This is a genomic window from Clostridium sp. AF32-7AC, assembly GCF_003477925.1.
Taxonomy (GTDB): domain Bacteria; phylum Bacillota; class Clostridia; order Lachnospirales; family Lachnospiraceae; genus Otoolea; species Otoolea fessa.
Genome location: NZ_QUEG01000009.1, coordinates 5,261 through 18,950, shown reverse-complemented (window position 1 = coordinate 18,950; position 13,690 = coordinate 5,261). Strand labels below are relative to the sequence as shown.

Sequence of the window (13,690 nt, the reverse complement as noted above, 5' to 3'; positions counted from 1 at the left end):
TGCTATAGCGCCGTCGCCTTCGGCAGACTAAAAATAAATTCCGTCCCCACGCCCTCGGTGCTGACAACGTCGATATTTTCCCCATGTGCCTGAATAATCTCTTTGACAATCGCAAGCCCCAGCCCGGTGCCCTTTTTATCTTTTCCGCGCGATAAGTCGGTCTTGTAGAAACGTTCAAAGATTTTCTTCTGGCTGTCCTTCGGGATGCCGATGCCGGTGTCTTTGACGGAAATGAAGATTTTTTCATACCGGATGGAGGTCTGGATGTAAATGATCGAATCCTCGTGGCTGAATTTGATCGCGTTGTCGATCAGGTTGTAGAGAACCTGTTGGATTTTTCCGAGATCGGCGTAGACCATCTGGATGCTATCCGCAAAGGTCAGGTCAAACGTGATGCCTTTCGCGCTGCACGTGCCCTCGAAGGTTGCGGCGGTATCCTTGATCGTCCGGTTGATATCGAAATTTGTCCGGGTTAAGTAGCCTTTGCTGTCCAAGGAGTTGAGTGTCAGCATGCCTTGGGTCAGCTTGTTGAGGCGTTCGGTTTCGGAAATGACGATGTGCAGGTATTTATGATAGAGTTCCTGCGGGATTGTGCCGTCGAGAATCGCCTCGAGATAGCCCTTGATGGAGGTCAGCGGCGAGCGGAAATCGTGCGATACGTTCGCGATGAAATTGTGCTGGTACTGTTCCATTTCATTTAACTCGCTGGACATATAGTTTAATGTGCTGGCGAGATAGCCGATCTCGTCGTGGGTGGTAATCGGGATATTGTGTGCCAGGTTTCCGGCTGCATATTCATTGGCTGCGACCGTAATCTTTTTGAGCGGGAAATAGACCACTTTTGTAAAAACAAGAAGCACCACCAGGGATAGGAAGAACAGGATGATCGATGTTATGTAAATAATATTTAGAAATCCGTTCTGTTCCGCCTCAATGTTCTGGATTGGCATATGAATCACGATGTAGCCGTAGGTCTTCATATTGCCTGTGATCGGGGCGGAAACGGAGAGTACTTTGCTGTCAAACAGGTTGTAATACTGTCCGATGGAATAGAGCCGGTTGCCCTGTGCGGTCGGGTCGAAATCGTCGATTGCGATGCCGGTACGACTGTCGCTGCTGTCCGCAACGATGGTGCCCTCATGGTTCAGGATCCAGATATCCGATTGCAGATAGGCGGAAACCGCCTCGAGCTGTGGGTATGCCGAGTCGAGATTGATGGTTTTGCCCTCGTAGGCTTTGCTGCACCGATCGGCAATCATGGTCGCCTCGTCATACAGAACCTCCGATTCGCGTTCCACCAGATGGTGGTAGGTCATCTCAGATGAGATGGTCGCGATCGTGATGAATCCAAGCAGACCGAAGATGAGATAGCCGATCAGCAGTTTATAATAAAGAGAATGTGTGTAGTGGTTTGATTTCATGGTAAACCTCCGGTTACCTCTTCACGTAACAGTTCAGTTCCTTTACTAACAGTTACCGTTTTACCTCAAATTTATATCCAATCCCCCAGACGGTCGTCAGCGCCCACTTGTCGTTGCCCTTGATTTTTTCACGGAGCCGCTTGATATGGACATCTACCGTCCGCGTGTCGCCGATGTATTCATATCCCCAGATATGGTCGAGAAGTTGCTCCCTTGTGAATACCTGGTTTGGTGAGGACGCGAGGAAATAGAGCAGTTCCAGTTCCTTCGGCGGCAGCTCGATCGAGTGTCCGTTGTAAATGACGGAGTAGTTCGTCAGGTTGACGATGAGATCCGGATATTCGACAAAATTGCCATGCTGTTCGGTCACGGACGATGCAGGCATCTGCACCGGCAGCTGGTAGCGCCGCAGAACGGCTTTGACTCTGGCAACCAACTCTTTCGAATCGAATGGTTTGATCATGTAGTCATCGGCGCCCAGCTCCAGCCCCAGCACCTTATCAAAGATTTCGCCCTTGGCGGAGAGCATGATGATTGGCACCTGGGAGGTACTTCGCAGTTCCCGGCAGACCTGATAGCCGTCGATGCCCGGAAGCATCAGATCAAGGAGAATCAGGTTGGGCTGAAATTCGGGAAATACCCGGAGAGCTTCTTCCCCGTCTCCGACAATTTTCGTTTCAAAACATTCTTTCGTCAGGTAAAGTGAGATTAGTTCAGCAATGTTGTAGTCGTCATCTACGATGAGAATGCGCTGCTTTTCAGCCATGTTGATTCCTCCTGTTTTTTTGGATATTTGTAACTGTTCAGTACCTTCACAGTTATGGATATTTCTTATTTAAATGTCACGATTGTAACGCCTGTATCGCCTTCGCCAAACTCGCCAAGCCGGTATTCCTTGACATAGCTTAATTTCTTCAAGTGGCGGTGTACGCCCGCTTTCAAAGCGCCGGTTCCACGACCATGTACGACGCGGACCTGCGGAAGATGCGCCAGGTAGGCATCATCCAGGTATTTGTCGAGTACCGGGATCGCCTCATCGACGGTCATGCCAATCAGGTTGACCTCCGGCGATACGCTGAAGGACTTGGACATCTTGATCTTGCTGCTTCCGCTTCCGGATCCGCGGGAACCACCCGTATGCGTGCCGGAAAGTCCCGGTCCGGTGATGGATGCTTCCTCGACCATTTCCAGATCGCGGATATTGACGAGGGAGCGCAGAATTCCCATCTGTACATACAGATCGCCCTTGGCGTTCGGCAGGGAGCTGACGGTTCCCTTTAAATTCATCGAGAGAACGCGCACGGTATCGCCGAGACGCAGCTTTTTCGCGGAAACGGCTTTTTTCGGTGCGGCGGTTTTCTTAACTGCCAGTTTCTTGTCTACATCCTGGATCTTGCCGCGTAGCTTGGTCCGCTCAGCTTCCAGTTCTTTATTGACGCCGGAAGACTTGGCAAGCTTGTTGATGTTGCGGATCGTCTGATCGGCGGTGTCCTTCGCATCCTGAAGGATCTTCTGAGCTTCCTCGCGGGCTTTGGAAAGCATTTTTTCCTTCTGCTCGGAGAAACGTTCTTCCTTCTGCTGGAGGCGGTTCTTCAGCGTTTCAATTTCCTGTTTATAGGAGGCGATCTCTTCGCGCTCTTTTTCAATGGTCACGCGGCTGTTTTCCAGATTGGCAAGCAGATCCTCGAAGGATTCGTCCTTCTGCTCCATCTGGTTTTTCGCCTCGTCGATGATATAATCCGGCAGCCCCAGCTTGCGGGAAATGGCAAATGCATTACTTTTTCCTGGAATACCGATGAGCAGGCGGTAGGTCGGGCGGAGAGTCTCGACGTTGAACTCGCAGCAGGCATTTTCAACGCCTGGCGCGGTCAGCGCAAAGACTTTTAATTCGCTGTAATGCGTGGTTGCGATCGTCCGGCAGGTCATGTTGTGCAGGAAATTTAAAACCGCAATCGCCAGCGCCGCGCCCTCGGTCGGGTCGGTACCGGAACAGAGCTCATCGAAGAGACAGAGCGAATTGGCGTCCGCCTCATTTAAAATCGAAACGATATTCGTCATATGGGCGGAGAATGTACTCAGATTCTGCTCGATGCTCTGCTCATCGCCAATGTCGGCAAATACATTGTCAAAAACAGCCAGCTCGGATCCCTCAAATGCCGGGATATGGAGTCCTGACTGCCCCATCAGGGTAAAGAGTCCGACGGTTTTTAAAGAAACGGTTTTACCACCCGTGTTTGGACCCGTCACAATCAGAAGGTCAAACGAATCGCCAACCCAGATGTTGATCGGAACGACCTGTTTCGGATTTAAGAGAGGATGGCGTCCGTCCTTGATATTGATATACCGTTTGTTGTTAAATTTCGGTTCCACGCAGTTATAGTGGCGGGAAAGAGCTGCCTTTGCGAAAATAAAATCGAGCTCTGCCAGAATCGAAAGATCCGAGAGGATCGCGTCGGTGTAAGGCATAAGCTGGCTGGAAAGAGCTGCCAGAACGAACTCAATTTCCCGTTTTTCCTGGATTTCCAGCTCGCGCAGTTCGTTGTTCAGCTTGACGATCGCGAGCGGCTCGATAAATACAGTCGAACCGGTCGAGGACTGGTCGTGCACCATGCCTGGAACCTGGGATTTATACTCAGCCTTGACCGGCAGGCAGTAGCGCCCGTCGCGCATTGTGATGACGGCATCCTGTAAATAGGTCCGGCTGGAATTTAAAATAGAATTTAACTGGGTATGGACGCGTCCGCCCACGATCTTCATGGAGCGGCGCACTTTGGCAAGTCCCGGACTTGCGTCATCGCTGACCTCATCCTCGGATGGCAGGCAGCGCTTGATCTCATTGTTGACCGGCGTCAGCGGATCCAGGGCGCGGAAGCGCTCATCGAGGGAATCATCTGGAAATTCTTCGGATTTCTCATGGCGTCCGTAGCTCTGCGCGCGGGCAGCGACTGTCAGCAGGGAGCTGACAGCGAGAAGCTCCGGGATCCCCAGGGAACTTCCGATTTCCAGACGTTTCATGGAACCACGCACATCCTTCACGCCGCCGAAGGAGAGACTTCCCTTCATGCGGACGCGCGTCAGGGCATCGGTCGTCTCCGTCTGGCTCTGCCGGATCGTCCCCAGATCACAGGACGGCTGCAGTTCCCGGCACATCTGTTTTCCCATCTCCGTGGAGGCGTACTCCGTGAGCTGGTCGATGATCTTTGTATATTCGAGAGTTTTTAATGCTTTTTCATTCATGTTGTGGTAATCCTCTTAATTTAAATGGTGTTCACATGATACCGTGACCACTAAATTCGTGAAAGACCTCATTAAGTGGTCAGGTATAAGTTCTCACTAGACTCGAAAAGACCTCGTCAAGTGTTCACATTATATCACATTCCCCGCCGTCTAGCCAAGCATTCGCACTTTTTTCTTGCATAACCTTAAGAAGGAAAGTATAATTAGGATATGTTATGCAAAGGGGAAAGTGAAATGCCGGATTCAGAAGAACTTGAAAAAAAGGAAAAACGGGAATTCATGAGAGAAACGATAGTGAAGCCGCCGCTGACCAGAAAACAGATTGCGAAGCGGGTGGCTCTCTTTGTATGCGCGTCAGCCGCATTTGGAGGAGTCGCGGCGGTTTCGTTTGCGGCGGTAAAGCCGTTTGCGGATCGGTGTTTTCAGGAAAATGGGATGCAGGAGACATCCTCAGTCGAGTTTTCCAAGGACGATCCGGACTCTGTTTCGCCGTCGGACGGTGCAGATGCGGATATGACAGCGCAGCCGGAACAAATGGAGCAGGAGATTGATGAGGCGGTCAGCGAGGCGCTTTCCAGCTATCAGTTTTCCGCAGACAATTTCAATTCGATGACGTCGGTGCTGCGTGGAATCGGGGAACAGGGTGATAAGTCGATCGTGACGGTCAGCTCCGGCAAACAGGATACGGATATATTTGGAAACCCGGTGGAAAATACGGGTGATTATGCAGGTGCAGTCATCGCGGAGAGTGATGGAGAATTTCTGATCTTTACTTACGCCGATGCGGTGCGGGCAGCAGATTCGATCAATGTGAGATTTTCGGATGGAACGAAGATCGCTGGTACAGTGCGCCAGATTGACGAAGTGCTCGGAATGGCAGTTGTGGCGGTGCCGTCCGGCAATCTGCCGGAAGAAGAGCGGAAAAAGGTGCAGGTGCTTTCACTTGCCAATTCATATACGGTCAAGGCAGGCGATGTCCTCGTAGGTATCGGCGGTCCGTCCGGACAGGTGCATTCGCTTTCGTTCGGAACGGTATCCTACGTGGCGCGCAATGTGCAGATTACAGATGGACTGACGCGGATCCTGTATGCGGATATCAGCAGCAATTCGCAGACGGGTACCTTTTTGATCAATACAGCCGGAGAGATGGTCGGCTGGACATCGGAGTCCTGCCGCAGCGAGAGCTGTACGGATCGGACGGCGGCGTACACCATTTCCAGCTACAAGCCGATTCTGGAGCGGCTGACGAATGGCGCTTCGGCGGCATATCTGGGCATCCTGGGACAGGATGTGAGCCGTGCGATGCAGGGGAGCGGCATTCCGGCGGGCGTTTACGTGACGGAGGCAGTCTCCGGCAGCCCGGCATATGACGCTGGCATCCAGCCCGGCGATATTATTGTGAAATTTGGCACAAAGGAGATCGGAAGTTTCAAAGATCTCCAGGCGCAGATTGAAAATTCCGCGAGCGGCGTGTCTGTATCGGTAAATGTGATGCGGAAAGGGCGCGACGGATACACGGAAATTCCATTTTTGGTATCTCTGCGCGCCAGATAGAAATTCAGGAGGATATAGGCAGAATGAGATATATTGAACAGTTCCGGGAAGGAATGAGAGTCTCGGACGTATATTTATGTAAGACGAAACAGCACGCGGTGACGAAAAACGGAAAAGAGTACGCTTCCGTGCTGCTTCAGGATAAAACAGGCACGGTAGACTGCAAAATCTGGGATTTAAGTTCTCCGGGCATCAATGATTTTGAGCCGCTGCAGTACGTCTATGTGGACGGCGATGTGACGGTTTTCCAGGGTTCCAACCAGTTAAATATCAAGCGCATACGCAAGGCAGACGAGGGCGAGTATCAGGAAAGTGATTACCTTCCGGTCAGCTCAAAGGATATCAAGATAATGTATCAGGATCTGACGGCTCTGGTGCAGTCTTTCCAGAATCCGTACCTGAAAAAGCTGGCATCCAGCTGTTTCCTGGAAGATAAGGCGTTTGTGAAGAAATTCTGCTTCCATTCGGCGGCGAAGAGTGTGCATCATGGTTTTGTGGGCGGACTTTTGGAACATACGTTAAGTGTTATGAAACTCTGTGATTTCTACACGAAGTCATATCCGGCGCTGAATCGCGATCTGCTTCTGACGGCGGCGCTGTTCCACGACATCGGAAAAGTGCAGGAATTATCCGCGTTTCCGGAAAATGATTATACGGACGACGGTCAGCTCTTAGGTCATATCGTGATCGGCACGATGATGGTTGCAGACCGTATTAAGGAGATTCCGGGATTCCCGGCAAAGACAGCGGCGGAGTTAAAGCACTGCATCCTTGCGCACCACGGCGAATTAGAGTACGGTTCCCCGAAGAAACCGGCGCTTCTGGAGGCGCTGGCATTGAATTTCGCGGACAATACCGATGCGAAGATGGAGACGATGCTGGAAGTCTTAAAGAGCGGCGGGGAGAATCCGGGCTGGCTCGGATATAACCGTTTCCTGGAGACGAATGTGAGAAAGACGACGCCGACGGAATAATAATAAGATAACAGACATCTAAAATGAGTCTAAATGTATATAAGAAAAAGAAAACAGCGCTGCACAAGCAGATGCTGCCTTGCAGAAGCGGGGGAACGAAAAAATAGGAATCAGGTGTCTATGCTGTTGGCAGAGAAGCGAGTTAAATAGCCGCACATAAAATAAATAAGAAAAATGGAGAAGGATACCAGGAAGGTACAGCGGTTCAGTAGGGATCGCACTTTTCTGATATCCTTTTGTTTCATAAAGAAAAATATAGGGGTACAACAGAAAATATGAAAAAACGAGAAAATACAGGCAAAATCATTGGAAAGGTGTTCGGAGAAGCCAGGGAACTTGGCGTTACTGCCTTAGCGGCGGCAGTCATGCTTTCCGGATGCGGAAACGCTGGAAATCAGGCACAGAAAGGCGGTTCCGGCGCAGAACAGACGGAAAATACCCAAACAAGCGTTATTATCGCGATGCCGCCGACTTCAGAGCCGGAGGCGGGCTTTGATCCGGCATATGGCTGGGGCGCGGGCGAGCATATGCATGAACCGCTGATCCAGAGCACCCTGACGGTGACAGAAGCAGATTTGAGTATCGGGTATGATCTGGCGACGGATGTGGAGACCTCCGAGGATGGAATGACATGGACGGTGACGATCCGCGACGATGCGAAATTCACGGATGGCGAGGCGCTGACCGCGGAGGATGTGGCATTCACTTATAACACATTGAAAAAGACGAGTTCCGTCAACGATTTTTCAATGCTGAAACAGGCGGAGGCGATCGATGATGTGACGGTTGTGTTTGAGATGGAACGCCCGTTTGCTATCTGGTCATACACGATGGCGGTGACGGGAATTGTGCCGGAGCATGCATATGGAACGGATTACGGCACACATCCGATCGGTTCCGGGCGATATATCCTGAAACAGTGGGACAAGGGGCAGCAGGTGATTCTGGAAGCCAACCCGGATTATTATGGGGATGCGCCGAAGATGCGGCAGGTCACGATTCTCTTTATGGAAGAGGATGCGGCATTTGTGGCGGTGCGCGCCGGGCAGGTGGATGTGGCGTACACGGCGGCGTCCTATGCAGACCAGTCGGTTCCAGAATTCAGTCTTTTGGATTGTGAGACGGTGGACAACCGTGGATTTAACCTCCCGGCAGTGCCGGAGACGGTACGGGGGGATGGCGTAAAAATCGGCAATGATTTTACCGCGGATGTGCAGGTGCGCCGGGCGATCAACCTGGCGATTGACCGGCAGGAAATGATCGATCATGTGTTAAATGGTTACGGCAGCCCGGCATATAGTGTCTGTGACAAGATGCCGTGGTACAACGATGAAATGGAGAAAATTTCCTATGATGTGGAGAAGGCGGAAGAGATGCTGGATGCGGCGGGATGGAAGAAAAATGCTGACGGCATCCGCGAAAAGGATGGAGTGAAAGCCATTCTGGAATTTCTCTATCCGACCGGGGATTCGGTGCGTCAGGCGCTGGCAGCCGATACGGCACAGCAGTTAAAAGAGATTGGAATTGACGCATCGATCCGCGGCACCGGCTGGGATACTGCGTATGACGAGGCACAGTCGCAGCCGCTTCTCTGGGGCTGGGGCGCGCACACGCCGATGGAATTTTATAATATTTACCATACAAAGGCAGATACGGGGCTGGCAGAATATTCGCCGTATGCGAATGAGACCGTGGACGCTTATATGGATGAGGCCCTGGAAGCACCGGATCTGGAAAGTTCGTATGAATTGTGGAAAACGGCGCAGTGGGACGGCGAGACGGGCGTTTCAGCCGAGGGTGATCTTCCGTGGATCTGGCTGGTAAATGTCGATCATCTGTACTGGGTGAGAGACGGGCTTCATGTCGCAGAGCAGAAGGTGCATCCGCACGGTCACGGCTGGTCCATCGTCAACAATGTCGATCGGTGGTACTATGAGTAGGATGAAATGGTTTGGGCGCAGTCTGCTGCACCTGATTCTGCTGCTTTTGGCAGTCAGTCTGGTATCGTTTCTGCTGGTGTCGATGTCTCCGGTCGATCCGCTGCAGACGAATGTCGGGCAGACGGCGCTCGGCTCGATGGCGCCGGAGCAGATCGAGAAGCTGCAGGCGTACTGGGGCGTTGGTGTGCCGGTCTGGAAGCGCTTCTTTAGCTGGATTTCGGGCATCTGTCATGGTGATTTTGGCATTTCCCTTCTGTACCGCAGACCGGTGCTGGAGGTGATCGCGGAAAAGGCGTCTGCGTCAGTGTGGCTCCTTCTGTCTGCGTGGCTGTTTTCGGGAATCGTGGGGATATTTTTAGGAATTGCAGCGGCGGCAAAACGGGGCAAGTGGGTGGATCGCCTGATTACGGGCTATTGCATCGTGATCGCGGGAACGCCGTCCTTCTGGCTGGCGCTGGTGCTGCTGCTTCTCTTTACAGTGCAGCTTCCCATCTTCCCAATCGGGTTCAGTGTCCCGGTGGGAATGGCGGCGGACGAGGTCAGCCTGGCGGATCGCCTGTATCACGCATTTCTGCCGGCGTGTACGCTGGGACTGACAGGGATTTCTTCGATTGCGATGCACACGCGCGAAAAAGTGATTGAGATTCTGGAAAGTGATTACGTACTCTATGCGCGGGCGCGGGGCGAGAGCGGCTGGCGGCTGATTTTCCGGCATGGACTCCGCAACCTGCTTCTCCCGGTAATTACGCTGCAATTTGGCTCGATCAGCGAGATTTTCGGCGGTTCGGTGCTGGTGGAACAGGTCTTTTCCTATCCGGGACTCGGACGGGCGGCGGTCACGGCGGGGCTGGGAAGCGATATCCCGCTTCTGCTGGGAATTACACTCATCAGTGCCGTGCTTGTATTTGCAGGAAATGCAGCGGCGGATGGGCTGTACCGGCTGGTCGATCCGAGACTTAGGAAAGGAGGTAGGGCATGAGAAAGAAAACACTCTGGCTGCTGGGAATTTCCCTCCTTTTCTTGATTCTGGTGACAGTGCTTGGAATCGTCTGGGAGGATGCCGCACAGCAGGTCGATTTTGCGAGAAAAAACCTGCCTCCGGGAACCGGCGGGCTGTTTGGAACCGACTGGATGGGGCGGGATATGCTGAAACGGACGGTTGCGGGGCTTTCTTTAAGCATCCGGCTGGGGCTTCTGACCGCGGCGATCAGCGCCGCGGTGGCATTGGCGCTTGCATTGCTGGCGTCGCTTGGCGGGGGCCTGATGGATTCATTGGTATGCGGGCTGATTAATCTGGTAATGGGAATCCCGCACATGCTTCTCCTGATCCTGATTTCCTACAGTCTGGGAAAGGGATTCCGGGGTGTAGCAGCCGGGATTGCCCTGACGCACTGGGCGTCCCTGGCGAGGCTTTTGCGGGCGGAAATCTTACAGATCCGGGACAGTCCGTATATGCGGATCTCCGAAAAACTGGGGAAAAAGCCCTGGTGGATTGCCTGGAACCACATAGTACCGCAGGTATCGCGGCAATTTGTAACCGGGTTAATTCTTCTCTTTCCCCATGCGATTCTTCATGAGGCGGGCGTGACCTTTCTGGGCTTCGGCCTTTCCTCCGAGCAACCGGCGATCGGTGTTATTTTATCCGAGAGTATGTCGTACCTGATTACCGGAAAATGGTGGCTGGCGCTCTTTCCGGGCGCGGCACTGGTGCTGGTAACGCTGGGATTTCAGGCGATCGGGCAGAGCCTGGGGCGGCTGATGGATCCGGGGAGCGTGCATGAGTAGAGGATGCTGGGAATGAGGCAGAAAAACATATATTTTGATAAAATGATGCGATTAAGACAGAAACAATCAAAAACGATGCGGCTATCAGATTTGGAACAGACAGACGTTCTCAAAGAACGGAGATTGCGTGAAAATCGTGATTCCATGGAAAAGCCGATATTGAAAATTCAAAATCTAAACTTATATTTTACGCAGTACGCGCGTGGGCTTAGACGGCGCGAACTCCATCCGCTCCGCGACCTTTCCTGCAAACTTTTCAGTGGGGAGCTGACGGCGGTGGTCGGGGCGAGTGGTTCGGGAAAAAGCCTGCTGGCGCACGCGATTCTGGGGATCTTGCCGTACAACTGCCGGATGGAAGGAAAAATTTCCTATCAGGGAGAGGTTCTGGATGAGACGCGGCTTGCCGGGCTGCGGGGCAATGGGATTTCCCTGATTCCGCAGGGGGTTTCCTACCTCGATCCGTTGATGCGGGTCGGGGATCAGATCTGCGGCGGCAGAAAAGATGAAGCGACGCGGGCAAAATGCCGCCAGCTTTTGAAGCGGTACGGGCTGGATGAATCAGTGGAAAAATGTTATCCATTTGAGCTGTCGGGCGGCATGGCGCGGCGCGTCCTGATGGCAGCGACACTGATGCAGGAGCCGAGGCTGATTGTGGCGGATGAACCGACACCGGGGCTGGAGGCGATGACCGCGCGCCATGTGATCCGTCATTTAAAAGAGATGGCACAGGACGGGGCAGCGGTGCTTTTGATTACTCATGATCTGGAACTGGCGATTGAGATGGCGGACCGGATTCTGGTGTTTTATGACGGGACGATTCTGGAGGAAGTAAAGCCGGAGAACTTCCGGGAGGGACGGAATCTGAAAGAGCCATACACGCAGGCGCTCTACCGGGCGCTGCCGGAACATGAATTTTTTGGAGGAGAATGAGATGTCACTAAAGGCAGAAAACCTATCTTTTTCATATGAAAATGGCGGGCGCCACGTGCTGACGCGTATTTCCCTGAAAATTGAGCCGGGAGAGCGCGTGGGGCTGGTGGCGCCGAGCGGATATGGAAAAACGACGCTGTGTCGCCTGCTGGCGGGATATGAGAGACCGGAGGCGGGAATGGTAGAGATTGACGGCATACCGATTGAGAATATCCGGGGCTGTATGCCGGTGCAGTTAATCTGGCAGCACCCGGAGCAGGCGGTCAACCCGCGCTGGCGGATGCGCCAGGTTCTCAGTGAAGGCGGTCAGGTGGATGAGGAGAGCCGGGGACGGCTTGGCATCCGGGAAGAATGGCTGGATCGGTTCCCATCGGAGCTTTCCGGAGGCGAACTGCAGCGGTTTTGTATTGCCAGAGCGCTGGCGGCAAATCCGAGGTATTTGCTGGCGGATGAGATTACCGCGATGTTTGACGCAGTGACCCAGAGCCAGATCTGGCAGGCGCTTTTGCAGGAGGCAAAGGAGCGGGAGCTGGGAATGGTGATTGTGAGCCATTCGGAATCTCTTTTGAAGCGGATTTGCACGCGGCGGATTGATTTAAAGGCATTGCAGGAAAAGATGGCAGCAGTTTAGCCAGTGCACATATTGACAGAGAAAATCGGGATTGACCGAGCTCATAAGAGCGAGGGATGCTTCTTGTCCAAAGGACAAGAAGATGGGCGATAGTAAGAGATTAATAATTCGGGATTTGGTAAGGAGGAGGAAAAATGGATGTTCGGAAGCTGTTGGAAGAGGTAAAACGGGGGGATACGAGTATTGAGGAAGCGGAGAATGCGTTCAAGAATCTTCCTTACGAAGATTTAGGGTATGCGAAGCTGGATCTGCACCGGAAATTGCGTTCGGGATTCCCAGAGACGGTGTTCTGCCAAGGAAAGCCGGATGCCTATCTGGCGGATATTTTCGAGACGCTGTACCGGGAAAATGGGGAAGTACTCGGAACGCGGGCGACGCCAGAGCAGTGGAATCTAGTGCGGGCGCGCATCCCGGAGATAGAATACGATCCGGTTTCAAAAATTTTGCAGGCGAGAAAATCATCGGAGACACCGTGGAAGCTGGAAGGGCTGGTGGCAGTCTGCACAGGCGGAACCGCGGATATCCCGGTTGCGGAGGAAGCTGCCAAAACGGTAGAATTTTTCGGCTGCCGCGTGGAGCGCTACTATGATATAGGGGTGGCGGGCATCCATCGCCTTTTATCCAAACGCGAGGCGATTGCGCGGGCAAACTGCGTGATTGCGGTGGCGGGAATGGAAGGCGCGCTTGGCACAGTTGTCGCCGGGCTGGTGGAAAATCCGGTCATTGCGGTTCCGACCTCGGTCGGCTATGGTGCAAGTTTTCATGGACTGTCGGCATTGATCACGATGATTAATTCCTGTGCGAACGGCATTTCGGTTGTAAATATAGATAACGGCTACGGCGCAGCATATCTGGCGGCGCAGATCAACCGCCTGGCGGTGCGGGAGCCGAAGAAGACGGCAGAGTGATAGAAAGTTTGTGTTATTGTGGAAATAAACAGGACAATAGATGCATGAGAGCGGAAAAGCGGGAATGTATCAAAAGAGAGAAGACTGGAAGGAGAAGTAAAAAATGGATGAGAAAATCTTATATCTGGATTGTGCGTCTGGAATCAGTGGAGATATGACGGTTGGCGCACTGTTGGATCTTGGAGCAAGCCGGGAAAAACTGGTACAGGCACTGGACAGTCTGGGCGTATCCGGGTATCATCTGCATTTTGGGCGGACGAAGAAATGTGGAATCGATGCGTATGATTTCGATGTACATTTAGAGGAAGAA

12 protein-coding genes are annotated in these 13,690 nt (G+C 52.7%); 9 read left to right on the top strand and 3 right to left on the bottom strand.

The window, feature by feature from the left end; genetic code table 11:
* Positions 1–2 precede the first annotated feature (2 nt).
* From DWZ45_RS11885 to DWZ45_RS11875, 3 genes are all read right to left on the bottom strand, one after another.
* On the bottom strand, positions 3–1,421 hold the full coding sequence (locus DWZ45_RS11885; RefSeq protein WP_107001859.1) for a HAMP domain-containing sensor histidine kinase: 1,419 nt from the start codon (positions 1,419–1,421) through the stop codon (positions 3–5).
* 52 nt (positions 1,422–1,473) lie between these two features.
* Positions 1,474–2,187 carry a response regulator transcription factor gene (locus DWZ45_RS11880; protein ID WP_107001860.1) on the bottom strand — a complete coding sequence of 238 codons (714 nt, stop codon included), beginning with the start codon at positions 2,185–2,187 and terminating at the stop codon, positions 1,474–1,476.
* Between the two features lie 65 nt (positions 2,188–2,252).
* Positions 2,253–4,658 (bottom strand): endonuclease MutS2, encoded by a 2,406-nt coding sequence (locus tag DWZ45_RS11875; protein ID WP_117796702.1) that lies wholly within the window; start codon positions 4,656–4,658, stop codon positions 2,253–2,255.
* A gap of 279 nt (positions 4,659–4,937) precedes the next feature.
* On the opposite strand from DWZ45_RS11875, the gene DWZ45_RS11870 reads away from it, so the two are divergent.
* The 9 genes from DWZ45_RS11870 to larC all read left to right on the top strand — a co-directional run.
* Entirely contained in the window at positions 4,938–6,212 is a 1,275-nt protein-coding gene (locus DWZ45_RS11870; RefSeq protein WP_233430292.1) for a S1C family serine protease, read from the top strand.
* Positions 6,213–6,235: 23 nt separating this feature from the next.
* On the top strand, positions 6,236–7,186 hold the full coding sequence (locus tag DWZ45_RS11865) for an HD domain-containing protein (RefSeq protein ID WP_118469278.1): 951 nt from the start codon (positions 6,236–6,238) through the stop codon (positions 7,184–7,186).
* 275 nt (positions 7,187–7,461) lie between these two features.
* Positions 7,462–9,126, top strand: coding sequence for an ABC transporter substrate-binding protein (locus tag DWZ45_RS11860; RefSeq protein WP_118469276.1), 1,665 nt, complete (start codon positions 7,462–7,464; stop codon positions 9,124–9,126).
* Positions 9,119–10,105, top strand: coding sequence for an ABC transporter permease (locus DWZ45_RS11855; RefSeq protein ID WP_333549120.1), 987 nt, complete (start codon positions 9,119–9,121; stop codon positions 10,103–10,105). The genes DWZ45_RS11860 and DWZ45_RS11855 overlap by 8 nt, the downstream gene beginning before the upstream one ends.
* Positions 10,102–10,911 (top strand): ABC transporter permease, encoded by an 810-nt coding sequence (locus DWZ45_RS11850; RefSeq protein ID WP_118469274.1) that lies wholly within the window; start codon positions 10,102–10,104, stop codon positions 10,909–10,911. The genes DWZ45_RS11855 and DWZ45_RS11850 overlap by 4 nt, the downstream gene beginning before the upstream one ends.
* 90 nt (positions 10,912–11,001) lie before the next feature.
* The gene (locus tag DWZ45_RS11845; RefSeq protein WP_243023489.1) at positions 11,002–11,841 is read left to right on the top strand and encodes an ABC transporter ATP-binding protein; all 840 of its coding nucleotides are present in this window, start codon (positions 11,002–11,004) and stop codon (positions 11,839–11,841) included.
* A 1-nt stretch (position 11,842) separates the two neighbouring features.
* The gene (locus DWZ45_RS11840) at positions 11,843–12,472 is read left to right on the top strand and encodes an ATP-binding cassette domain-containing protein (protein ID WP_118469272.1); all 630 of its coding nucleotides are present in this window, start codon (positions 11,843–11,845) and stop codon (positions 12,470–12,472) included.
* Positions 12,473–12,606: 134 nt separating this feature from the next.
* A complete protein-coding gene (larB, locus tag DWZ45_RS11835; protein WP_118469270.1) occupies positions 12,607–13,380 on the top strand; it encodes a nickel pincer cofactor biosynthesis protein LarB in 774 nt (257 codons plus the stop codon).
* Positions 13,381–13,483: 103 nt separating this feature from the next.
* On the top strand, positions 13,484–13,690 hold a 207-nt coding region (larC, locus tag DWZ45_RS14705), incomplete at its 3' end, for a nickel insertion protein (protein WP_243023487.1).